Origin of the sequence: Dorea sp. 210702-DFI.3.17, from assembly GCF_020560825.1 — a bacterium.
GTDB classification, from domain to species: domain Bacteria; phylum Bacillota; class Clostridia; order Lachnospirales; family Lachnospiraceae; genus Dorea; species Dorea formicigenerans.
In genome coordinates, this window is the sequence record NZ_JAJCNB010000001.1 from 346,390 (window position 1) to 368,841 (window position 22,452).

At 41.2% G+C, this 22,452-nt stretch carries 23 protein-coding genes, 3 tRNA genes and 1 other annotated feature; of the genes, 2 read left to right on the forward strand and 24 right to left on the reverse strand.

Annotation, left to right across the window (positions count from 1 at the left end):
* Positions 1-49: 49 nt before the first annotated feature.
* The 5 genes from LI149_RS01700 to LI149_RS01720 form a co-directional block, all read right to left on the reverse strand.
* Entirely contained in the window at positions 50-373 is a 324-nt protein-coding gene (locus LI149_RS01700; RefSeq protein ID WP_118000194.1) for a DUF1540 domain-containing protein, read from the reverse strand.
* 68 nt (positions 374-441) lie between these two features.
* The gene (gene thrS, locus LI149_RS01705; RefSeq protein ID WP_005333086.1) at positions 442-2,373 is read right to left on the reverse strand and encodes a threonine--tRNA ligase; all 1,932 of its coding nucleotides are present in this window, start codon (positions 2,371-2,373) and stop codon (positions 442-444) included.
* Position 2,374: 1 nt separating this feature from the next.
* On the reverse strand, positions 2,375-2,854 hold the full coding sequence (locus LI149_RS01710; RefSeq protein ID WP_173786548.1) for a thioesterase family protein: 480 nt from the start codon (positions 2,852-2,854) through the stop codon (positions 2,375-2,377).
* 21 nt (positions 2,855-2,875) lie between these two features.
* Positions 2,876-3,727 carry an aldo/keto reductase gene (locus tag LI149_RS01715; protein WP_040015473.1) on the reverse strand — a complete coding sequence of 284 codons (852 nt, stop codon included), beginning with the start codon at positions 3,725-3,727 and terminating at the stop codon, positions 2,876-2,878.
* A gap of 393 nt (positions 3,728-4,120) precedes the next feature.
* Entirely contained in the window at positions 4,121-4,633 is a 513-nt protein-coding gene (locus LI149_RS01720; protein ID WP_005333089.1) for an SEC-C metal-binding domain-containing protein, read from the reverse strand.
* A 138-nt stretch (positions 4,634-4,771) separates the two neighbouring features.
* On the opposite strand from LI149_RS01720, the gene LI149_RS01725 reads away from it, so the two are divergent.
* Positions 4,772-5,014 carry a hypothetical protein gene (locus LI149_RS01725; RefSeq protein WP_005333090.1) on the forward strand — a complete coding sequence of 81 codons (243 nt, stop codon included), beginning with the start codon at positions 4,772-4,774 and terminating at the stop codon, positions 5,012-5,014.
* Between the two features lie 89 nt (positions 5,015-5,103).
* Here the strand turns inward: LI149_RS01725 and LI149_RS01730 are convergent, their stop codons facing one another.
* The 3 genes from LI149_RS01730 to cls form a co-directional block, all read right to left on the reverse strand.
* Positions 5,104-5,271, reverse strand: a complete 168-nt coding sequence (locus LI149_RS01730) for a hypothetical protein (RefSeq protein WP_005333092.1) — start codon at positions 5,269-5,271, stop codon at positions 5,104-5,106.
* Between the two features lie 330 nt (positions 5,272-5,601).
* Complete coding sequence (locus tag LI149_RS01735; RefSeq protein WP_005339246.1) at positions 5,602-6,894, reverse strand: adenylosuccinate synthase; 1,293 nt, start codon at positions 6,892-6,894, stop codon at positions 5,602-5,604.
* 109 nt (positions 6,895-7,003) lie between these two features.
* A complete protein-coding gene (gene cls / locus LI149_RS01740) occupies positions 7,004-8,584 on the reverse strand; it encodes a cardiolipin synthase (RefSeq protein WP_117494676.1) in 1,581 nt (526 codons plus the stop codon).
* A 249-nt stretch (positions 8,585-8,833) separates the two neighbouring features.
* Here cls and LI149_RS01745 point away from each other — a divergent pair, with 249 nt between their 5' ends.
* Complete coding sequence (locus LI149_RS01745; protein WP_227142902.1) at positions 8,834-9,208, forward strand: hypothetical protein; 375 nt, start codon at positions 8,834-8,836, stop codon at positions 9,206-9,208.
* 319 nt (positions 9,209-9,527) lie between these two features.
* Here the strand turns inward: LI149_RS01745 and LI149_RS01750 are convergent, their stop codons facing one another.
* The 16 genes from LI149_RS01750 to LI149_RS01825 form a co-directional block, all read right to left on the reverse strand.
* The gene (locus LI149_RS01750) at positions 9,528-10,925 is read right to left on the reverse strand and encodes a PLP-dependent aminotransferase family protein (protein WP_227142903.1); all 1,398 of its coding nucleotides are present in this window, start codon (positions 10,923-10,925) and stop codon (positions 9,528-9,530) included.
* A gap of 14 nt (positions 10,926-10,939) precedes the next feature.
* Positions 10,940-12,610, reverse strand: a complete 1,671-nt coding sequence (locus LI149_RS01755; RefSeq protein WP_168933653.1) for a glutamine--tRNA ligase/YqeY domain fusion protein — start codon at positions 12,608-12,610, stop codon at positions 10,940-10,942.
* Between the two features lie 167 nt (positions 12,611-12,777).
* Positions 12,778-13,518, reverse strand: a complete 741-nt coding sequence (locus tag LI149_RS01760) for an NUDIX hydrolase (RefSeq protein WP_227142904.1) — start codon at positions 13,516-13,518, stop codon at positions 12,778-12,780.
* Positions 13,519-13,535: 17 nt separating this feature from the next.
* Positions 13,536-14,897 (reverse strand): MATE family efflux transporter, encoded by a 1,362-nt coding sequence (locus tag LI149_RS01765; RefSeq protein WP_227142905.1) that lies wholly within the window; start codon positions 14,895-14,897, stop codon positions 13,536-13,538.
* Between the two features lie 149 nt (positions 14,898-15,046).
* Positions 15,047-15,119 (reverse strand) — tRNA-Thr (locus tag LI149_RS01770).
* A gap of 95 nt (positions 15,120-15,214) precedes the next feature.
* Positions 15,215-15,823, reverse strand: a complete 609-nt coding sequence (gene sigH / locus LI149_RS01775; protein WP_227142906.1) for an RNA polymerase sporulation sigma factor SigH — start codon at positions 15,821-15,823, stop codon at positions 15,215-15,217.
* A gap of 2 nt (positions 15,824-15,825) precedes the next feature.
* Entirely contained in the window at positions 15,826-16,584 is a 759-nt protein-coding gene (gene rlmB / locus LI149_RS01780; RefSeq protein WP_005331454.1) for a 23S rRNA (guanosine(2251)-2'-O)-methyltransferase RlmB, read from the reverse strand.
* A gap of 42 nt (positions 16,585-16,626) precedes the next feature.
* Positions 16,627-17,091, reverse strand: coding sequence for a Mini-ribonuclease 3 (locus LI149_RS01785; protein WP_005331457.1), 465 nt, complete (start codon positions 17,089-17,091; stop codon positions 16,627-16,629).
* Positions 17,076-18,482: a cysteine--tRNA ligase gene (gene cysS / locus LI149_RS01790; protein ID WP_117657044.1), complete on the reverse strand. Its 1,407-nt coding sequence runs from the start codon at positions 18,480-18,482 to the stop codon at positions 17,076-17,078. The genes LI149_RS01785 and cysS overlap by 16 nt, the downstream gene beginning before the upstream one ends.
* Positions 18,483-18,484: 2 nt before the next feature.
* A complete protein-coding gene (gene cysE, locus LI149_RS01795) occupies positions 18,485-19,177 on the reverse strand; it encodes a serine O-acetyltransferase (RefSeq protein WP_227142907.1) in 693 nt (230 codons plus the stop codon).
* Between the two features lie 140 nt (positions 19,178-19,317).
* Positions 19,318-19,568, reverse strand: a binding site (T-box leader).
* Between the two features lie 51 nt (positions 19,569-19,619).
* Entirely contained in the window at positions 19,620-20,195 is a 576-nt protein-coding gene (locus tag LI149_RS01800; RefSeq protein ID WP_173786402.1) for a DUF4234 domain-containing protein, read from the reverse strand.
* A gap of 22 nt (positions 20,196-20,217) precedes the next feature.
* Positions 20,218-20,367: a hypothetical protein gene (locus tag LI149_RS01805; RefSeq protein ID WP_173786404.1), complete on the reverse strand. Its 150-nt coding sequence runs from the start codon at positions 20,365-20,367 to the stop codon at positions 20,218-20,220.
* On the reverse strand, positions 20,354-21,376 hold the full coding sequence (locus tag LI149_RS01810; RefSeq protein WP_227078372.1) for a GNAT family N-acetyltransferase: 1,023 nt from the start codon (positions 21,374-21,376) through the stop codon (positions 20,354-20,356). Before LI149_RS01810 ends, LI149_RS01805 begins: the two co-directional genes overlap by 14 nt.
* A gap of 88 nt (positions 21,377-21,464) precedes the next feature.
* Positions 21,465-22,034: a 2-C-methyl-D-erythritol 2,4-cyclodiphosphate synthase gene (gene ispF / locus LI149_RS01815; protein WP_117613225.1), complete on the reverse strand. Its 570-nt coding sequence runs from the start codon at positions 22,032-22,034 to the stop codon at positions 21,465-21,467.
* Between the two features lie 184 nt (positions 22,035-22,218).
* Positions 22,219-22,292, reverse strand: a tRNA-Met gene (locus LI149_RS01820).
* Positions 22,293-22,309: 17 nt separating this feature from the next.
* Positions 22,310-22,382: transfer RNA gene (locus LI149_RS01825), tRNA-Val, on the reverse strand.
* Positions 22,383-22,452: the final 70 nt, after the last annotated feature.

The window sequence follows — 22,452 nt, forward strand, 5'->3', positions numbered from 1 at the left end:
AAAGAGAGGACTTGCCTCTCTTTTTCTAATCACATATATTCATTTTTAACTAATGACAGCCACAACTAAATGTTGCGCATTCTGTCTCCTGACATCGACAGGCATTTCCGCCTTCCACACTGATTTTTCCGGCATGACAGTGACACTGTTCATTGTACATACATTCTGTAGCCTTACAGTCAATCTCACTCTTTGGAGATGCCTCTTTCATAGTATTACTGTAACTGTTTCCATCTTTTCTCTCTTCAAAGCTGTCACAGCATGTATCCTGTGCATGTTTTGCAGAGCTTCCACCTACTTTGATACTGTCAAGATCACAATAATAATTCTGGTTATGCAGACATGTCTGTACTGTACATTTTAATTCTGGCATAATGCTACCTCCTTTATTTAATAACATAGCTTATTATGCCCTCACGCCGCAAAAATATTCTTATTATTTTATTTTTCGTCTTCTTTTACAACTTCTCGTTTTACTCTGTCAGCAATCTCTTTCTGAATATCTGCAATAAATGTTTCCAGATTCTTCTGTCCTTCATCTCCTGCAAAACGGCTTCTTACTGATACGAGATCTGCCTCCTGCTCTTTTTCACCTACAACAAGCATGTATGGTATCTTCTGCATCTGAGCCTCACGAATCTTGTATCCAATCTTCTCTGCTCTGGAGTCGACCTCAGCACGAACACCTGCTGCATTTAACTCATCAAGAACTTTATTGGCGTAATCCATATATTTATCAGAGATTGGAAGTACTTTTACCTGTACCGGAGCTAACCATGTCGGGAATGCTCCTGCGAAATGTTCAATCAGGATTCCAATGAATCGCTCAATAGAACCGAATGCTACACGGTGGATCATGATTGGACGATGTTTCTCTCCGTCAGCTCCTGTGTACTCAAGTTCAAATCTCTGTGGAAGCTGCATATCTAACTGAATTGTTCCGCACTGCCATGTTCTGCCAATAGAGTCTGTCAAATGGAAGTCAATCTTCGGTCCGTAAAATGCTCCGTCGCCTTCATTGACTACATAATCAAGTCCAAGGTCATTTAACGCACCACGAAGTCCTTCTGTAGCAAGCTCCCAGTCTTCATCCGTTCCCATACTGTTTTCCGGACGTGTAGAAAGTTCTACATGATATTTAAATCCGAACAGGCTGTATACCTCATCGATCAATGCTACAACACCTTTGATCTCGTCACGAATCTGCTCTGGCATCATAAAGATATGTGCATCGTCCTGTGTGAAGCAACGTACACGCATCAGTCCATGTAACTGACCGGATTTTTCATGACGATGTACTAACCCAAGCTCACCGACACGAAGTGGAAGGTCTTTGTATGAACGTGGCTCTGCTTTATACACAAGCATTCCACCTGGACAGTTCATTGGTTTAATAGCATAGTCTTCTCCGTCGATCTGTGTTGTGTACATGTTCTCTTTATAGTGATCCCAGTGTCCGGATGTCTCCCAAAGATGTCTGCTTAAGATAATTGGGGTAGATACTTCTACATAACCTGCTTTTTTGTGAAGTTCTCTCCAGTAGTCAAGCAGTGTATTCTTAAGAACCATTCCCTTTGGAAGGAAGAATGGAAATCCCGGTCCTTCTTCACACATCATAAAGAGTCCAAGCTCTTTTCCGAGTTTTCTGTGATCACGTTTTTTAGCTTCTTCTAACATTGTAAGATACTCATCAAGCTGTGCTTTCTTAGGATAAGAAATACCATAAATTCTTGTAAGCATCTTGTTCTTTTCATTTCCTCTCCAGTAAGCACCTGCAAGACTTGTAAGCTTGATTGCTTTTACCGGCTTTGTTGTCATCAGATGTGGGCCTGCACATAAATCAACGAACTCACCCTGCTGATAGAAACTGATTTCTGCATCTTCCGGAAGATCCTCGATCAATTCTACTTTGTAAGGCTCATCCTTCTCTTTGAAGTAAGCGATAGCCTCATCTCTTGGCTTTGTAAATCTTGTGATTTCAAGATCTTCTTTAACAATCTTCTTCATCTCTTTCTCGATTTTTTCAAGATCTTCTGCCACAAATGGAGTCTCACGATCCAAATCATAATAAAATCCATTTTCGATGGAAGGTCCAATCGCAAGTTTTGTCTCTGGATAGAGTCTCTTGATTGCCTGAGCCATGATATGAGATGTTGTATGGAAAAATGCTCCTTTTCCTTCCTCATTATCAAATGTCAGGATTTCTACTTCACTGTCAGAATCTACAACTGTACGCAGATCTACCAGTTCTCCATTGACTCTTCCTGATGTTGCAACTCTTGCAAGTCCTTCACTTAAATCTTTTGCAATGTCGATAACTGACATGCTGTGTTCATACTCTTTTACAGAACCGTCTTTTAATGTGATCTTCATGCTATTTATCCTCTCTCTTCTTTATTAATGCTTTTTTGTTTTCTTTATGTACCTTTACCCCAGCCTCAAATGCTTCATTGAGTTCCGGGAAAGACTTTCGAAGTACCAGTGGTCTTCCTGTCTTATCTATGAAACAATGCTTGCTTGTTCCACGACAATGAACCATTCCTGTTCTATCGTCCTTAACTTCATATCCAACGATTAGTTTTATTCCGTTATATTCCTTAATGTATGCGTCAATACTGACCGTATCTCCGTAATAGACCATTCTCAGATAATCCGCTTCCACCGAAAGAATCGGACTGATTATCCCCTGTTTCTCCAGATCTGCAAATCCGACGCCCATATAATCTAAAAGGTCGCATCTTGCTTCCTCAAACCAGCGGATATAATTGGAATGATGTACGATTCCCATCTGATCTGTTTCGTAATTCTGTACTTTGTGGATATATTTATTCCATGTTTTTGTCTGTTCACTCATCTTATGATTCTTAAATATTCCTTATTTTACTCTTGGAAAATCCGGATGCTCTCCTGACCAGCCTGCTGGCTGCATAGAATCGATCCGATACATATCCTCCTTTTCAATCTCAAAATCAAACACTTGATAATTCTGTACCATCCGTTCCTTTGTCGATGCTTTCGGAAGTGGTATGACCTGTCGTTGTATCTCATAGCGAAGACAGATCTGCGCTGCTGATTTGTTATATTTTTCCGCAAGTCCTACTAATAGTGGATGTTCCAGAACTCGTTTTCTTCCAAGCGGTGACCAGGCCTGCACATAAATTCCTTTTTCCTGGCAATAACGAACTGTCGCTTCCTGTGTAAATCCCGGATGGAATTCAATCTGATCTGCCATTGGCATAATCTCACAATTCTGAATCAGGTTTTCCAAATGATGCAAAAGGAAATTGCTGACTCCGATTGCTTTTACTTTACCTGCTTTATATAATTCTTCCAATCCTCTCCACGTCTCAACATCCAGTTCTTTCCAATCTTTATATTCTGGATTTGGAAGTGGCCAGTGGATCAGATACATATCCAGATAATCTGTTCCTAGTTTTTCAAGCGTTTGTGCAAATGCTTTCTTTACTTCTTCATATCCCATCTCCGTCTTCCATGCCTTGGAAGTCAGGAAGAATTCTTCTCTTGGAATCCCCGACTCATGAATCGCTCTTCCAAGCGCTTCTTCTGTATCATAGAAAGATGCTGTATCAAAATACCTGTATCCTGCTTCAATCGCGGTTTTTATAATGCTTTCATTATTTCCTTCTGCTGCCTTGTAGGTGCCATACCCCATACATGGAATCTTCACACCATTTGCCAGTTCATAACAATCTTTCATTGAATTCATCTTATCACCTGCCTGAATTTTCTAAGTAATACAAAAACAACGAATGTGTCTTGGTGCATCCTGCCGGAGGCTTTTTGTATAATAGAAGATGTAATTTTCATTATACAAAAAGTCCCTCACAGCAAATATGCTGTAAGGGACGAGTTCTCTTCTCGCGGTTCCACCCTGCTTAATCTGATCATAAATAAAATCAGATTCACTTCATTCTTGACGATAACGGAGTCACCGGACTGCTTTACAGCCACTCAGAGGTAGTCTTCAGAAAGTTCTGTGGATAAGAAGCTCTCAGCCTGCGGCTTCTCTCTCTGGTATCACGTTCCCAACTTACTCGTCTCTTCACCGTGTTTTCATATGTCTCATTATAGCATCGAAGATGTGGTTGTCAAGAAGTTCTTACAAATTCTTACCGCAGCACTTCTTGTATTTCTTACCGGAGCCACACGGACATGGATCATTTCTTCCAATCTTCTTCTCCTTGCGGATTGTTGTGGATTCTTTCTGCTCTTTGTAAAGCTTCTTCAGCTCTTCCTCAGAATAAATCTCTTTCCACTGTGGAAGTTCATATAACCAGTCAGCTTTTGCTGCAACCATGTTCTTATAAAGCTTCTCTTTATCAAATGCAAGGCTTACAACTGTATCCTCATCCATTGTCTCAATCGGATTTGGCTCTTTTAAGCTCTCATCGATTCCATCTAAGAAACCTACCATAGTCAGAACTTCCTGTCCATACTTCTCAGCAAGTTCTTTTACTGTTCCTTTTACTTCCTCGTCCGGATTAGAAAGAAGCTGTTCATAAATCTCTTTCTCAATCTGGAAATATGTTCCCCAGAATCTCTGCAGAGTTGCTCTGTCAGCGCTCTCGTCATATGCAATATCTTTCCACTGCTCTAATAATGTACGACTCATCTTAATATACTCCTTTGTATCTTTTCATCCTATCCGTCTTATTATATAACATTTTTTCATATTTTCAAAGACCTGTTTGCTTTTTTACTGCCGATTTTATATAATGATGCTAGTGGATCAAATTGAAAGGACTTTCTTATGAAAAAAGTAAAACGTATTCTTGCTCTTGCCGGTGCCATGCTTTTATTCGCACTCTACGCCAGCACACTTATATTTGCATTTATCGACTCGGATGTATCCCTGACTTTCCTCAGGGCTTCCATTGCATGCACGATTATTCTCCCGGTACTGATTTACGCCTATATTCTTGTGTACCGTGTTACTAGAAGAGACACTGACATAAACTCAGAGGACCAGGACGACCAGAATAGTCCGAAGTAAATCCATATTTTCGTTTCTCTTTTTTCTCTTTTCTTTTGTTCAAATACTCCAGCGGCGATATTGGCTGCTGGTAATCTTTCGTTTCCCTGTTATTGTTCTCCATTGCAATACCTCCTACAACACCTGTTAATCAGTCTGTTTATCCCGACTTTACTATTATATGGTGCTATGTCTGCTTTTATGACTGCTTTTGTTCCATACATTTTTGTCTCTGCAACGTTTATGAACTCCCCGCCAGATGATTTTTCATCTGACATCTGTAATGTTAACAGGAAAATGTGTACGACCTGTGGAAGGAATCTAAAGAAAACCTTATGAATTTATAAAATAAATGCAATTTCCGATTAGAACAAAGAATGTGCCTCGGCACATTCTTGCGCCTGCGGCGGTCGCTTGCGACACCTACCTTGTACGCCGCAGTGCGCATCCCTAGCGGAGCGTTTTTTATATGTTAGGAAAGAACTTTCCTAACATATAAAAAAGAGATTACCTCCCATTCGAAGTAATCTCTTATTATTTCGTCTTACAGTATAAGAACCATGACTATAACTCTCGGTTCTCAGTCTGCAATCTCTGATTTTCAATCATTATTTACTGAGTGGTGACTCACGATAAATGATGTCCTCACGTCCTGGTCCGTTAGATACCATTGTAATCGGGTATCCAATCTCCTGCTCAACGAACTCGATGTATTTTCTGCAGTTCTCCGGAAGCTCTTCATACTTCTTGATACCACGGATATCACAGTTCCATCCTGGAAGCTTTTTAAGAACTGGTTTTGCTTTCTCAAGATAATGTGTCGGTGGGAAGTCTGTTGTAATCTCTCCATTAATCTCATATCCTACACATACCGGAATCTCTTCCAGGTATCCAAGCACATCAAGAACTGTAAATGCTACATCTGTTGTTCCCTGCATTCTGCATCCATACTTGGAAGCAACACAGTCGAACCAGCCCATTCTTCTCGGACGTCCGGTTGTAGCACCGAACTCTCCGCCATCTCCACCGCGGCGTCTCAGTTCATCAGCCTCATCTCCAAAAATCTCACTTACGAAAGCTCCTGCTCCAACAGCACTGGAGTATGCTTTACATACAGTTACAATCTTCTGAATCTCATATGGTGGGATTCCAGCTCCGATTGCACCATATCCGGCTAATGTAGAAGATGATGTAACCATCGGATAGATTCCGTGATCTGGATCTTTCAATGAACCAAGCTGTCCCTCTAACAAGATATTCTTTCCTTCTTTGATTGCATTGTGAAGGAACAATGATGTATCACATACATACGGTGCGATCATCTCTTTGTACTCCTGCAGCTCTTTATATAAATCGTCTGGATTGATCAGCGGTTTGTGATACAGATGCTCAAGAAGAACATTCTTCTGCTCTGCCACACGTACAACTTTCTCTTTTAACAAGTCATCGTCAAATAATTCACTGACCTGAAATCCAATCTTAGCATATTTATCTGAGTAGAACGGAGCAATTCCGGACTTTGTAGATCCGAATGACTTTCCTCCAAGTCTTTCTTCCTCATATGCGTCAAAATTCTTGTGGTAAGACATTACCATCTGTGCTCTGTCAGATACAAGGATCTTCGGCATCGGGACATCTCTTTCCACGATAGAATTAATCTCTTTCATCAATACAGGAATATCAAGTGCTACACCATTACCGATAATACTTGTTGTATGTCCATAGAACACACCGGATGGTAATGTATGAAGCGCAAATTTTCCATAATTATTAATAATGGTATGCCCTGCGTTGGCACCTCCCTGAAAACGTACGATGATATCCGCTTCCTGAGCGAGCATATCAGTAATCTTACCTTTACCCTCGTCTCCCCAGTTTGCACCTACTACTGCTTTAACCATATCTATTCCTCCTGTGTTATTAACATAATAAATCACCTTATGCATTATACTATATTTTTCTCCACTTGTACAATGAATTTTCACAAAAACTGACAGAAATCCGCTGTTTTTACATAAGTGGAGCAATCAGGCGCAATACCTGACCGGATATTTTGGTTGCAAGTGTCTGTTTTTTTACTTCCATAAGCGTCACTTTATGGCTTTTTGCAAGTGTCTGCTGAAAGTCCCGTTCCACTTTGTCAACTTCAGAATTATTATAAATAAATACTCCACATTCAAAATGCAGATACAAACTCCGATAATCCAGATTAATACTTCCTACCGTCGCAGTATCATCGTCCGATACGAATACCTTTGCATGCACAAATCCTGGTGTATATTCATAAATCTGTACTCCGCTCTCGATCAGTTCCTTGTAATAAGTTTTTGCAACTGCAAAAGCATACCATTTATCCGGGATATGCGGCATTATAATAATTACTTCGATTCCGCATTTTGCCACACGAGTCAATGTTGTGATCATCTCATTGTCCAATATCAGATACGGCGTCATAATATGCACATATTTCTTTGCATGATTTAAAATATGGAAGTATACTTCCTCGCCCACGTTCTCATCGTCATATGGACTATCTGCATACGGAATAACATATCCAAGTTCCCGTCTGAGCCCCTTAACCTTCGGTGTCAGATACTTGCGGTAATCTTCCGGTTTTCTAGCCTCAATATTCCACATCTGAAGGAACATCATAGTAAAGCTTTGGACAGCATCGCCTTTTAACATAACCGCGGTATCTTTCCAATGTCCAAAACGGACTTTTCGATTAATGTATTCATCACCGAGATTCACACCTCCCGTATATGCTACTTTGCCGTCAATAACACAGATTTTTCTATGATCCCGATTATTCTGTGAAGTAGATAAGAACGGTGTGATCTTGTTAGACATCTTACACTGGATTCCATAACTTCTGATGAGTTCCGGATAATCGTAAGGGAGCATCGAAATGGCACACATGCCATCATACATAAACCGGACTTCTACACCTTCTGCCGCTTTTTCCTTTAATATATCCAGAATCGTCTCCCACATATATCCCTCTTCTACGATAAAATACTCCATAAAAATAAACTTTTTTGCCTTTTTCAATTCCTGGACCATGGAAGCAAATTTATCTTCTCCCAACGGGAAATACTTAACTGCAGTATTACGGTATGTCGGAAATCCTACCTGATGTGACAGAAAATAGGACAAATGTGCATTGGCTGATTTGCTCGCCCAAATTGCCTCTACGATTTCCTGATCCTGCTGCATATACGGGTCTGTCTCTATCTTGAGTTCCGCAAGTCTTGCTTTCAAAAATCTTGTTCCTATCTGAAATTGGACAAACAGATAGAATAAACTTCCCACTACAGGAAACACAAGAACACAAAGTGTCCACGTCATTTTAAACGCTGGATTCCCCTTGGAATTGATGATGTGGATCAGTACCAGAAGACTCACTGCGCGGAATGCTCCATATATGTAAGTTGTATAAGCATTCAGATAATACGGAATCATAATAAAGATTCCAAGCTGAATCAGAATCAGGAGCAACATGATACCAGTTCGGCTGAAAACAATTCGAAAAAGGCCCTTTTTTGCTACTTTTGCTACTTTTGACTTTTTAAAATTCTGTTCACTACTCATGTCTTTCTCCTTCTTCGCGTTCCTCTCAACTGTCGTTTCGTCATTTCTCACAAATACTCTTTCTATATTTTAGCACATTTTCCCATTTGTCTCAACAACCCCGGCTCGACATATTTCTCACATTTTTATTAAATATGTTACGGGAAATTTATATATTTTTTATAGACTCTCCCTTTCAATTTTGTTAAAAAAGTATTACAATATTGCTATTAGTAGAAATTTCATCGCACGAAAGGAGATTTTATTATTATGGCTAAATGGGGAAAGAAATTATTAGGTCTCGCAGCAATTGGAGGAGCTGCAGCAGGTCTTGTTTATTATCTTAAGAGCAAAGAAGAGCTTGATCTTGATGATTTTGATGATGAACTGGACGATGATGATTTTGATTTAGATAATGATCTGAAGCCAGTTGGCGAGCGCGGCTACGTTCCGCTTACACCTAAAAAAGAGGTTGAAGACGCAGACGCTTCTGATGATGAAGAAGCTCCTGACGCTGTTGAGGAAGCTGACAAATCTGACGAAGAACATATAAACGAAGCGATTGCCAAAGAAGCTGAAGAAGCTGATGCGGAATCCAATGAGGCCGCCGAGGAATGTAGCGGTACAGAGACTTCCGAACAGTAAGAAATTTAACAGGGAATTACTAAAAGATTTACTAAAAAACTACTAAAGGAGTTGCCAAAAAGCAGCTCCTTTTCTATACATAAACTGATATTTTATATCAGTTGGGAGATGACTCCCACCTCTATAGGGTGAGAAACAAGCTGGTATCAGTGGTGGAAGTCAATCCCCCAGCTGATATAGCCTCCGGCAGGATTGCAGAGGTGCGCAGTAGAAGTATGTCATGCAATTGCATGACGCGCACCTCGCAGCAAGAATGCCGAGGCATTCTTGAATACGCGCAGCTGCTTCACTACTATCGTAGTCATCCATCTGCACTCTTCTATGTTCCCCAGCACTTACACAGGGTTCTTGCCGCCTCTTTAATCTGTTCTTCGCTTAAATTGGCATATCCAAGAAGAATCGTTGCTTTCTTACTTTTTTCTTCACCCACCCGATAATCTGACATTCCATAGACCCGGATATCTGATTTTTTTGCAAGTTCGATCAGTTCCTGTTCTGAATACCCATCTTCAAACGTCAGAAGCAGATGCACACCTGCATGTTCTCCGGAAATCTTGCATTTTTTCAAAAGAGGCTTTAATTCCTCGATCAGCGTATCATGACGTCCTTTATACATGGCTCTTGTCTTATTCAAATGCCGTTCATAATAGCCCTCTTCAATAAATCGCTGTACGATCATCTGATCGACTTTTGAAACGGTTGAATTCACAAAACTATATTCCCGTTCATAGCGTTTCTGCAGTTTTTCCGGCAACACCATATAGCTCATACGGATTGCCGGTGCAATGGATTTTGAAAATGTACCAAGATAAATAACTTTTCCGTTCCGATCATATCCCTGCAGTGCCGGAATCGGTTTTCCTTTATAACGGAACTCACTGTCGTAATCGTCTTCGATCACATAACGATCCGGTTCTTCTTTCGCCCATTTCAAAAGTTCCAGTCTTCGTCCAATCGGCATAATAATCCCTGTCGGATATTGGTGAGACGGAGTCACGTATGCAATATCTGCCCCACTATCAGACAATTCTGTCACTTTCATTCCATTTTTGTCCATACCGACCGGAACAGTCTTATAGGCAAGTCCCCGGAAGAGACGATATGCCTGTTTGTATGTCGGATTTTCAAATGCAACGACATGTTCTCTTCCAAGTATCATACCAAGAAGCATTAAAATGTAATCACTTCCGGCACCAACGATTACCTGTCCCGGTGTACAATTCACGCCTCGGGCCTGATGCAGATAATTACAGATTGCCTGCCGGAACCCAAGTTCCCCTTTGGATTCACCGGATCTGAACAGCTCTGTTTTATCATCTGTCAGTATATCTTTAGAAAGCTTTCTCCACGCATTGTAGGGAAAGCTTTTTAAATCCACTCCGTTTGGCGTAAAGTCATAACGGTATCGTGGCTTCTGTTCTTTTTTTTCTTCTGTTGGTGTTTTTGCAGGACGGATTTGATATAACTCATCAATCTTTGCTACAAAATATCCTCTGCACGGCTCCGATTCTATATAGCCTTCTGACAGTAACTGTTCATACGCAAGCTCTGCCGTACTGCGGCTGATTTCCAGATGTCTGGCAAGAGCTCTTGTGGAAGGGAGCTTCTCTCCATAAGAAATCCTGCCATTCTGGATATCACTTTTTATATAGTTGTAAATCTGTTCATAGAGGGGAACTTTTGAATCTGTCTTCAGATTCATGGTCAGTTCGTTCATGTTATTCCTCTTTTTTATTTCTTAGGCAGTTTGAAAGAGCTCTTCAGTGACACGATTCTATTGAACACCAGATTCTCCGGTGTAGAATCTTTACTGTCAACGCAGAAGTATCCATTTCTTACGAACTGGAAGCTGTCACATCCCTTTGCCTCTGCAAAGCTATCCTCTACATAGCAGTTCTTGCGGATTTCAAGAGAATGTGGATTCAGGTTCAGAGAACCGTCCTCTTTATTGTATACACCTTTCTCTTCATCTACAAGATTCTCATAGAGACGAATTTCTGCCTGTTTTGCATAAGGTGCTGCTACCCAGTGGATCGTTCCTTTCACTTTACGTCCTGTAAATCCTGTTCCGCATTTTGTCTCTGGATCATAAGTAGCATGAACAACTGTCACATTTCCATCTTCGTCTGTCTCATAACTTGTACAGGTCACAAAATATGCATTCATAAGACGTACTTCATTGCCTGGGAAGAGACGGAAATATTTCTTCGGAGGCTCGATCATAAAATCGTCACGCTCAATGTAAAGCTCTTTGCAGAATGGAATCTGTCTCTTTCCAAGTTCCGGATTCTCCAGGTTATTATCTGCTTCCAGATATTCCACCTCTCCTTCCGGATAATTGTCGATCACAAGTTTAATTGGATCTAGTACTGCCATCATACGCGGACGTTTCAATTTTAAATCCTCACGAATACAATACTCAAGCATCGCATAGTCTACCGAACTCTGGCTTTTTGATACTCCACACAGCTCGATAAACATTTTCAGAGATTCCGGTGTGAATCCTCTTCTTCTGAGTGCTGCGATGGAAACAAGTCTTGGATCATCCCAGCCATCTACGATGCCGTCCTGAACAAGTTTCTTAATGTATCTCTTACCTGTCACAACATTGGTCAGGTATAATTTTGAAAACTCAATCTGACGCGGTGCCGGATCAAACTCGCACTCTTTTACGACCCAGTCATAGAGCGGTCTGTGATCCTCGAACTCCAGTGTACAGATAGAATGTGTGATATGCTCTACTGCATCCTCAATTGGGTGAGCAAAATCGTACATCGGATAAATGCACCATTTATCCCCTGTGTTGTGATGTGTCATGTGTGCCACACGGTAAATGACCGGGTCTCGCATGTTAATGTTCGGAGACGCCATGTCGATTTTTGCACGAAGTACCTTTGTTCCATCTTCAAACTCACCATTCTTCATGCGTTCAAAAAGATCTAAGTTTTCTTCAACACTTCTGTCACGATATGGGCTGTTCTTTCCTGGCTCTGTCAGTGTTCCTCTGTACTCGCGAATCTCATCAGCACTGAGATCACACACATATGCTTTTCCCTTTTTGATCAATTTTACTGCACATTCATACATGGTATCAAAATAGTTAGAAGCAAAATACAGATGGTCTTTATAATCTGCTCCTAACCACTGCACATCTTCTTTGATAGACTCTACAAATTCCATATCCTCTTTCATCGGGTTCGTATCGTCAAATCTTAAATGAAATGTTCCACCGTATTCTTTCGCAAGTCCGGAATTTAAAAGAATGGACTTTGCATGTCCGATATGAAGGTATCCATTCGGCTCTGGCGGGAATCTTGTGCAGACCTCTGTATAAACTCCCTCTGCCAGATCTTTATCGATTTCCTGCTCTATAAAATTCTTAGAAACTGTCTCTTCTGCCATTTCTCTCCTCCTGATTTATATGAATTATTTTAAATATACGCTAGTGATATCCACGGATTGCTCCATGCTGCACATTCCTGCAATCCTTCGGATATTCGAATATCGAGTGACTTATGCCCCTCTTCCATTCCCATATCACTCAATATTTTACCCTATGACGGCACAGATTACAAACGTTTTTTGAGCGTTAAAAGTGCCTGTACAATAATTGCACTGTGGTCGACCGCAATCTCACCTGCTTTTTCCACCTGAAAATGTTCCTCGCGCACCAGCTCGCCACGGATCGTCTGTACAACTTCTGCCTCTGTATCCAAGCCTCTGCTTCCATTTTTCACGTGAAGTTTATAGTGATATTCCATCTGTTTTTCCGGATCTGACACAGCGCCTCCATAGCATTTCAAATCATTCTCTCTTTCTTCTGTGCTGACTCCTTGTAGATTTACCTCACACCACACAGCATCCGCGGCGTCATCACCTGCCTGTACTTTCACAGCATTTTCCGGAACGACCGCCATATATGCAGTCGTGATCACGCGGGTCCGCGGGTCTCTGTCATAATCCCCATAAGTTGCAATCTGTTCCATAACAAGCCCCTTTACACCTGTCTCTTCTTCCAGCTCACGCCTTGCAGTCTCATCTAAATTCTCCCGCATATTGGCAAAACCGCCCGGCAGTGCCCAGTAACCAATACTTGGGTGATTGCTTCTCTTTACAAGAAGAACCTTTAATCCGTCAATAGAATCACAGCTTTCCCCTTCATATGCAAATATGACTGCATCTGTCGTATTGCTTGGTGTTTCATATTTTCTCGGATCATACAGTTCCAGGAATTCTTCCAGATTCTGTCCCGCCTCATTTTTCTCACCAGTTCCGTAAAACTTGCTAAAATCATTTAAAAAAGCTGTCATGATACATCACTCACTTTCTATCCTTCTTTCTTCATTCGATAATATGCCTCTGGCATCCATTTTCCCTTCCATACATAGAGCGCGATCAGTACTGCACCAATCAGCCATGTCACCGGATATGCCGTCATAACATAAGACAGTTTGTGGTCGATTCGAAGTACCGCCCAAATCCAGATAACTCTGCATACACATAAGGATACAAGGAATACAACCATTGTCTGAAATGTCTTTCCTGTTCCCCGGACTGTTCCTGCCATAACATGTAAGAAACCAAGCAGCCAGTAGAACGGACAGAAAAACTTCATAACATAAATTCCATACTGGACTACATCTGGCTTGCCAGAAAACACTCCAATGACCTGCAGCGCAAACATTAACAATAATATTCCGGAAATAATGGTATATCCAACGCCCATACCTGTTGATACCCACATTCCTTTCTTCACGCGGTCATATTTTCCTGCGCCTACGTTCTGACCTGCAAATGTACTGGCCGCCATACTGAAACTCAGCACCGGAAGAATATTGAATCCATCTACTTTTACATAAGCTGCATAGCCTGCCATTACAACTGCACCAAAGCTATTGACGCTGGACTGTACAATAACATTTGAAATGGATATAACAATATTTTGAAATCCTGTCGGCAGACCGATCTTCAAAATCCTTCCAAGCAGATTATCATAAAACCGAATATCACGTAGTCTTACATGATAACTTTCCTGGCTTCTCATTAAAAATCCCAGAATAAAAATACAGGATAAAAGCTGGCTGATATCTGTTGCAAGAGCCGCTCCAATAATTCCCATTTTCAAAATCACAACAAAAAATATATCTAAAAATATATTGGAAACCGCTGCAATAATCAAGTAGATTAATGACCGTCTGGAATTTCCCACTGCATTGAGAATTCCTGCTGACATATTATAAATAACAGAAAAAAATATTCCGCCAAAATACACCTGCAGATACTGTGATGATTGTTCAAATACTTCCTGCGGTGTGTCCATTGCCCGCAAAATCATCGGTGTTGTCACAACCCCTGCCACTGTCAATATCGCTCCTGCTGCCACGGCAATTGCAAGTGTCGTATGTACTGCTTTCCTTACTCCTTCACGATTCCCGGCTCCAAAAAACTGAGAAACAACGACTCCGGCACCTGCGGATGCACCGATACAGAATCCAACCAGAAGATTGATAATCGCGCCACTGGATCCGACTGCTGCCAATGCCTCACTCCCAATCCAGTTTCCCACAATAATAGAATCTACTGTATTATATAATTGTTGAAATAAATTTCCCAAGATGAGCGGAATGGAGAAGAATAAAATTTCTTTCCAAATTGCCCCTTCTGTCATCACTGTACTTTTCTTACTCATATTTTCTCTCTACGCCTCTCTTCTAACACCCAAAATTCTTCTTTCAGCTATACTCTTCTTTGCCCTGCAGTCATACGATTTTAAAAAGTCAGATAGTAAAAACCCCGTAAACTCACATTCTTCGCGAGTTTACGAGGTTAATTTAAACAAGCTGCCTAGCGGAATCGAACCGCCGACCTCCGCCTTACCAAGGCGACGCTCTACCGACTGAGCCAAGGCAGCGCGCATATGTTCTATGCAACGTTAATAATATACAATATCCGGCACTTGTTGTCAATGCCTAATCGAGTATTTCTATTTTTCGGCATTCCTGTTTTTCATAGCTTCTCTCTTTCCAGAATTTTTTGCGTCTTTGCTTTAATTCTTTGCAAGGCATTATCCACCGTCTTTGGACTTTTGTCTAAAAACCTTGCTATCGTGCGGTAATCGGTGCCCATAAGATGCAGATAAAGTACACGGTTCTCAAGATCACTTAAGCTCTCTTCCAGTTTACTTTCCAGAAGTTCTGCGTATTCCTGGCTGACTAATAATTCTTCCGGATTGCTGTTTTTATGTGCTTCCATCGTATTGATCAGAGGTTCTTTCTCCTCCGTCATATCATAAAGTGAAACATAAGAATTTAACGGACTGTGTTTCTTTCTCCTGGAAGCCTCGATTGCGGAGTAAAGCTGTCTGGAAATACACAGTTTTGCGAAGCTGAAAAATGAACTATTCTGATCCGGCTCATAATTCTGCACCGCTTTAAAAAGACCGATCATACCTTCCTGGATCAGATCTTCATTTTCTCCTCCAAGAAGATACATAGCATTCGCTTCTTTTCGCACAAGATTTTTATATTTTTCCATAATATAATCTACGATTCTGTTGTCTCCATCGCGCAGCTTCTGAATCAGTTGTTCATCTGTCATCTTCTCATATCTGTCCATAATTATCCAAGCCTCTGTCTTACAATCTCATATGCAAGAACTCCGGTTGCCACAGATGCATTCAGGGAATCAATATCCCCTTTCATCGGAATGCTTGCAACAAAATCACAGGTTTCTTTTACAAGACGGCTGACACCTTCTCCTTCATTTCCAATCACAAGACCGATCGGACCTGTCAGATTCAGCTTATACATAGACTCACCACCCATATCCGCACACACGAACCAAAGCCCTTTTTCTTTTAATTCTTTCATCGTCTTAGTCAGATTAGTCACTTTTGCAACCGGTGTATAGTTGATTGCTCCTGCCGATGTCTTTGCCACAGTCGCCGTCAGTCCTACCGCTCTTCGTTTAGGAATAATGACTCCATGCGCACCTGCCAGATTTGCAGTACGGATAATCGCACCCAGGTTGTGTGGGTCTTCAATATCGTCCAGCAAAATAAGAAATGGATCCTCTCCCCGCTCTTTTGCCAGTGCCAGCATATCCTCTACCTGTGCATACTCATAAGCCGCTGTATAAGCAATCACTCCCTGATGTCTTCCTGTCTGTGAAAGCTGTGTCAGACGTTCTTTATCTACAAACTGAACCAAAGTATCATGCTTCTTTGCCTCACGTACAATCGTCCGCACCGGGCCATCCTGGCAGCCGTCCAGAACAAATAATTTGTCCACTGGTTTTCCGGAACGAAATGCTTCTAATACCGCATTACGTCCCTCAATCATATTTTCATTTCCATGTTTGTCTTTGTGTTCTATCATGAAATTCTCCTTCTTCAAAACTTACTCAAATCCTGCTGCCAGCTATTCTTCTTCCTTTAAAGCGGACCTGTCAGAAACACTGCAAAGCCCGATCTTCACCAAATCCAGCAGTCGTTTCCAGTCCTTTTTCAGATACAGATATCCCATCAACGCTTCAAATCCCGTAGCACGTCTGTAGTCTGTGATGGATTGATTCTTTGCAGGAGACACACTTTTGGCATTCCTTCCGCGTTTGTATATGCCATGCTCTTCTTCTGTTAAATGTTCCTGAATGGTACGCATCATTTTGGACTGGGCAGATGCCTGTACATAAGAGCTGGTCTCCTTATGCATTTTCTGAACCTGTTTATTTCCCTCATTCATTACTAAAGACTTAATTACAAGGTCAAAAATGCAGTCTCCGATATAAGCCAGAGCAAGAGGTGAATATTCTCTGATATCCACCTCTTTCATCTGGAAAATCTCCTGCATATAACTGTCAAACTGCCAATCTACGCTCTTTTCCATTGTACTCCTTCTCTTGTATCTTTCAAAATGATACCTTTTTCTAATAATTCATCACGGATCGCATCTGCTCTTGCAAAGTCCTTTGCTTTTCTTGCAGCCTGACGCTCCTCAATAAGTTTTTCAATATCCTCTGCCAGAATTTCTTCTTTCTTCTCTACAATAAGGCCAAGAACATCTGCAAGCTTCACGATCAAGTCTTTGATCTTTCCAAGATACTCTTTTGTCTTCTTGGCATCTGCATTGGTGTTGCTGTATCTTACAAGCTCAAAAATTGCAGCTACTGCATCTGCTGTATTAAAATCATCATCCATCGCATCTTCAAATGCTTTTACAAACGAATCTGTCTGAGCGAAAAGTTCTGCTTCCTCTGCAGTCATCGGCTCATCCTTTGCATTTTTTATAAGGAAGTTCAGGTTATCTACTGCATTTACAATTCGCTCCAGGCTGCTCTTAGCTGCTTCCATAAGCTCAGCACTGAAGTTCAATGGACTTCTATAGTGTGCGCTCAGCATAAAGAAACGAAGCACCTGAAGATCATACTGCTCACTGATCTCACGGACAGTTCTGAAGTTTCCGAGAGACTTACTCATCTTGCGGTTGTCAATATTTAAAAATGCATTGTGCATCCAGTAATTTGCAAATGTCTTTCCATTGGCAGCCTCACTTTGGGCAATCTCATTTTCATGATGTGGGAATACAAGATCTTCTCCACCGGCATGAATATCTATCTGCTCTCCAAGATATTTCTTGGACATCTCAGAACACTCTGTATGCCACCCCGGACGTCCGTCACTCCATGGGGATTTCCAGAATGGTTCTCCTTCTTTTTTCGGTTTCCAGAGAACGAAATCCAATGGATCTTCCTTCTCATCTGCACCAGATACAAGAAGTGAGCGCTCTCCGGAACGAAGATCATCCAGATTCTTGTGGGACAGTTTACCGTACTCTTTGAACTGGCGGGTTCTGTAGTAAACAGTACCGTTCTTTTCATAAGCATATCCCTTGTCCATCAGTGTCTGGATCAACTGGATCATACCGTCAATTTCCTGTGTTGCAAGCGGATTTGTTGTTGCAGGCTTTACATTCATGCCAGCCATATCTTTCTTACATTCTTCAATGTAACGCTGTGAAATCTCTTCAGCAGTCACACCTTCTTCATTTGCCTTTGCAATAATCTTATCATCTACATCCGTGAAGTTTGATACATAATTTACATCATATCCTTTATATTCGAAATATCTTCTGACAGTATCAAATACGATCATCGGTCTTGCATTACCAATGTGAATAAAGTTGTATACAGTAGGTCCACATACATACATGCGGACTTTTCCTTCTTCAAGTGGTATAAATTCTTCTTTTTTCTTGGACATTGTATTATAAATCTTCATTTTTATTGCTCCTTCTCTTCTTTTGTGCACTGGGCATGCGCAACCATTTTTAACTGATTTTCCAGTTCCATAAGCTTTTTATGCATACGCAGGTTATCAACCTGAAGCTCTTTGATGTCATTGCTGATCGGGTCCGGAAGATCTACCTGGTTCATATCCATACGTGGGATTTTTGCACCATCCTGCTTTACAATTCTTCCAGGGACACCAACAACTGTACAATTAGCCGGCACTTCTTTCAACACAACGGATCCTGCTCCGATTTTTGAATTCTCGCCAATTTTAAATGATCCAAGAACCTTTGCTCCTGCGCTGACCATAACATTATCTCCAAGCGTCGGATGACGTTTTCCCTGTTCTTTTCCTGTACCGCCAAGTGTTACCCCCTGATACAAAGTAATGTTATCACCAAGTTCTGCCGTCTCACCAATAATAACGCCACTTCCGTGGTCAATAAAAAGACCTTTTCCAATGGTCGCACCCGGATGGATTTCAATTCCTGTCTTTCTGACTGCTCTTTGAGAAATCCAGCGCGCCATAACATAATGTCCCTTTTTGTATAATTTATGTGCGACTCTGTAATGAAGAATTGCCTTAAAACTAGGGTATAAAAATACTTCCATATTCGATTTGATTGCAGGATCCCGCTCACGAATCACCTGAATTTCTTCCTTGACATAGGATACAACTCCCATTTTAAGTTCCTCCCTTGACATATAATGATCAAATATATAGATGTTGGGGCAAAAGCCCCAACTATGATGCCTACGGATTGTTCCGTGCTTTGCACTCCCACAACCCTGGTATCATATATAAAAAAACTTCGTCTCTCATAATAAGAGACGAAGTATATCCGCGGTTCCACTCTTTTAGAGATTCTGTCTTATGATCTTATGCAGACACCAATCTCCACTTTTCATACTTAACGCGTATCCACGTACTGCACTACCAGATTCCGATAAATCCTTCGCCCAGTCAACTCCCGGAGGCACTTCACAGATATTCCTCTTAAGAACGCTTTCAGCCGGTGACGTTCTCTCTCTGTCAGATTCTTATTCTGTTACTCTTTCCGTTCTAGGTCTTTGCCTGTTTAGAATATATAATATGTGAAAAAATACATTTTGTCAATCACAGATTCTACATAATTGCTTTATTAATTGTATCCTGCATCAGACAATAGCTTACAATTCCGAGGCCGAAAATTCCAAGAATCAGATATAAGATTCCTGAACTTCCATTCACGCCCTTGATCTGATCGCATTTTTCACCCATCTTGTACATCCAGTACCATCCATAGATTCCACATGTAATCAATGTGAACAGAAATACAAGTCCGCCACCTGTCGCCTGTGTATCGCCACAGATCTGATTAACCTCGTCATTCAGCTTGATCATCCAGTAAATTCCATAGAGTCCGCATGTTACAATCGAAAGAATGACTGCAATCGCAATATTTCTCTCCTGGATTCCCGGGAATCTCTGATTCATGCCGCCTGCCGGGCCGCCATATTGATTCTGGTTTCCATAATTATTCTGATTTCCATATGCATTCCGACTATTATTCGTATCTGCACTTGTATACTGAGCCTGTCGTGGTACTTCGTATGTCTGCTGGCTTTGATTCGCATTCACATCAGCTAAAGCCGCTCCGCACTGTTTACAGAACTTTGCTCCGTCCTCACACTGAGATCCACATTTGTGACAAAATTTCATTTCTCATTCCTCCTAAGTAAATCTATAAATATGCAGGGCAATATTTTTGTGAAATAATGCTTTGCCCGCCAATATTTACGATGACTGCGCCATCTTTTTTATCATAGCACAGTTTCCTGTATTCGTCTATTGCAGAAATATGAAAAAGCATACTTGGATCAAACTGCTTCATTCAGATAAATCCTGGAAAGTGGAATAATCTTTTCAAGCTCCGATGCCATTCGTCCCGACATGGAAACTCCTTCTTCTTTACTGATTTCTTCTACCGTTTTTGCACCAAAGACAAGTTCTCCCAATGCACTGACCGGCAGAATACCTTCACTGGTTTCTGGCTTTCCATCCATAAGCATCAGGCCTGAAAACTCCGTTCCTGTCATTGTAACGTAACGGTTATTCTCCGGAATCAGTGGGTCTGTAATCTGAAAGCTGACTGCCATAAGACTTTTTAACTTCAACGACATCAACATTCTTCTGACATCTACGATCCGAATCATAATCTTCGGTTTTGCTTCCTTTTTTTCCACTTCTTCCATCTCTTTAGATTCTTCATAATATGGTCTTACATCAACAATCTGTCCATCTTTTCTGTAGATGATAAGCTTTCCATCTTCACATGCCAGCTCTTTCAGTAACCGTTCATAATAATTCTTATCACGCTTAGCGTAAACCTGGTATTTTCTCGCCAGTTCTTTCTGTGCCCAGGCTGAAATTTCATCACAATCTTTGTCTTCAGCCGCCTGTACAGTAATACTTTCCGCCAGTTTCTCCTCCGGAGCATAATATTCAATATTCTGTTCATACATCGTCCGGAAATCATGTGGCAGATAAATAGCCTCCACTGCCGGCATCAGATAAGTAAATGTTACACCGGCCTGGTACATATCCAAAAGAGCCTCTCTTAAAAGTCCGGCCATATACCTTCTGCCACGGTATTCCTTTCTCGTTGCAACTGCCACAATGTAATAAGATTCCTTTTCAATTCCATTGACCATCAGTGTATATGGATTTAAATGCAGCATAGCCTGAATATCATCGTCTTCCCGAACAACATAAATTATGTTGTCCTTCGTCTTCTCCTGATAATAATAATCTACAAAGCTTTTCTCGTCTTCCGAAAACACTTCTTCATAAAGCTTTCTCGTATCTAAATGCTGTGAAACTTCCAGCTTTTCAATTTTCATATGTCCTTTCCTCCAGCCACACTGTACATTTTACTTTATAATTCCAGATTATATAGATGTTGGGCTCAAAAGCACACAACTATGATACCTACGGATTCTGGCATCCACTACAGCCCGTACATCCGCCACAACTGCCTGCACAACCAGAACTTACATCCGCCGGACCGACACCGTAACTGTAATTCACAATCGTCTCAAGTGACGCAATTGCCTGTGCCGAAATACCTTCTCCGCTTCCGGTAAATCCAAGTCCTTCCTCTGTAGTTGCCTTAATATTCACCTGACTTACTTCAATTGCAAGGGCATCTGCAACATTTTTTTTCATCTGCTCAATATAAGGTGCCATCTTCGGACGCTGTGCAATGATTGTCGCATCAATATTTCCAACCACATACAGCTCATCATCAATCAACTCTCGTACATACTCCAAAAGCTTTATACTGGAAATTCCTTTATATTTTGGGTCTGTATCCGGAAAATGCTTCCCAATATCTCCAAGCGCTGCTGCTCCGAGAAGGGCATCCATAATCGCATGGAGAAGCACATCCGCATCCGAATGTCCCAAAAGACCTTTCTCATACGGTATCTGGACACCTCCGATAATCAGATCTCTTCCTTCTACTAATTTGTGAACATCGTATCCCAAACCAACTCGCATTTTAATTCCTCCACAAAACTTTTTTCATTCTCCATTGTCAATGTCTTTTTTTATTATACATGAGAGAATATTCAGAGTCAACGAAAGGCCACTATAGCCAGAGTTTTTTTGCATAATAGAAAATGCAATTTCTTATACCACAAAAAAAGAAATCTGCTTTTGCAAATTCCTTTTCTTACACAAGTAGCGGGAACTGGATTTGAACCAGCGACACCGCGGGTATGAACCGCGTGCTCTAGCCAACTGAGCTATCCCGCCATATATTGAGGTATATATGGGACCAATAGGGCTCGAACCTATGACCCTCTGCTTGTAAGGCAGATGCTCTCCCAGCTGAGCTATGATCCCATATCTTGTGGCTCTCTCGAACCGACTTCGTTAGTATACATCAATATAGTGAGTATTGTCAATAACTTTT

Excerpts from the sequence above, each read along its gene's own strand:
- LI149_RS01700 (WP_118000194.1), bottom strand. The coding sequence starts at position 373 with ATGCCAGAATTAAAATGTACAGTACAGACATGTCTGCATAACCAGAAT.
- thrS (WP_005333086.1), bottom strand. The coding sequence starts at position 2,373 with ATGAAGATCACATTAAAAGACGGTTCTGTAAAAGAGTATGAACACAGC.
- LI149_RS01710 (WP_173786548.1), bottom strand. The coding sequence starts at position 2,854 with ATGAGTGAACAGACAAAAACATGGAATAAATATATCCACAAAGTACAG.
- LI149_RS01715 (WP_040015473.1), bottom strand. The coding sequence starts at position 3,727 with ATGAATTCAATGAAAGATTGTTATGAACTGGCAAATGGTGTGAAGATT.
- LI149_RS01720 (WP_005333089.1), bottom strand. The coding sequence starts at position 4,633 with ATGAGTCGTACATTATTAGAGCAGTGGAAAGATATTGCATATGACGAG.
- LI149_RS01725 (WP_005333090.1), top strand. The coding sequence starts at position 4,772 with ATGAAAAAAGTAAAACGTATTCTTGCTCTTGCCGGTGCCATGCTTTTA.
- LI149_RS01730 (WP_005333092.1), bottom strand. The coding sequence starts at position 5,271 with ATGTCAGATGAAAAATCATCTGGCGGGGAGTTCATAAACGTTGCAGAG.
- LI149_RS01735 (WP_005339246.1), bottom strand. The coding sequence starts at position 6,894 with ATGGTTAAAGCAGTAGTAGGTGCAAACTGGGGAGACGAGGGTAAAGGT.
- cls (WP_117494676.1), bottom strand. The coding sequence starts at position 8,584 with ATGAGTAGTGAACAGAATTTTAAAAAGTCAAAAGTAGCAAAAGTAGCA.
- LI149_RS01745 (WP_227142902.1), top strand. The coding sequence starts at position 8,834 with ATGGCTAAATGGGGAAAGAAATTATTAGGTCTCGCAGCAATTGGAGGA.
- LI149_RS01750 (WP_227142903.1), bottom strand. The coding sequence starts at position 10,925 with ATGAACGAACTGACCATGAATCTGAAGACAGATTCAAAAGTTCCCCTC.
- LI149_RS01755 (WP_168933653.1), bottom strand. The coding sequence starts at position 12,610 with ATGGCAGAAGAGACAGTTTCTAAGAATTTTATAGAGCAGGAAATCGAT.
- LI149_RS01760 (WP_227142904.1), bottom strand. The coding sequence starts at position 13,518 with ATGACAGCTTTTTTAAATGATTTTAGCAAGTTTTACGGAACTGGTGAG.
- LI149_RS01765 (WP_227142905.1), bottom strand. The coding sequence starts at position 14,897 with ATGAGTAAGAAAAGTACAGTGATGACAGAAGGGGCAATTTGGAAAGAA.
- sigH (WP_227142906.1), bottom strand. The coding sequence starts at position 15,823 with ATGGACAGATATGAGAAGATGACAGATGAACAACTGATTCAGAAGCTG.
- rlmB (WP_005331454.1), bottom strand. The coding sequence starts at position 16,584 with ATGATAGAACACAAAGACAAACATGGAAATGAAAATATGATTGAGGGA.
- LI149_RS01785 (WP_005331457.1), bottom strand. The coding sequence starts at position 17,091 with ATGGAAAAGAGCGTAGATTGGCAGTTTGACAGTTATATGCAGGAGATT.
- cysS (WP_117657044.1), bottom strand. The coding sequence starts at position 18,482 with ATGAAGATTTATAATACAATGTCCAAGAAAAAAGAAGAATTTATACCA.
- cysE (WP_227142907.1), bottom strand. The coding sequence starts at position 19,177 with ATGGGAGTTGTATCCTATGTCAAGGAAGAAATTCAGGTGATTCGTGAG.
- LI149_RS01800 (WP_173786402.1), bottom strand. The coding sequence starts at position 20,195 with ATGAAATTTTGTCACAAATGTGGATCTCAGTGTGAGGACGGAGCAAAG.
- LI149_RS01805 (WP_173786404.1), bottom strand. The coding sequence starts at position 20,367 with ATGAAGCAGTTTGATCCAAGTATGCTTTTTCATATTTCTGCAATAGAC.
- LI149_RS01810 (WP_227078372.1), bottom strand. The coding sequence starts at position 21,376 with ATGAAAATTGAAAAGCTGGAAGTTTCACAGCATTTAGATACGAGAAAG.
- ispF (WP_117613225.1), bottom strand. The coding sequence starts at position 22,034 with ATGCGAGTTGGTTTGGGATACGATGTTCACAAATTAGTAGAAGGAAGA.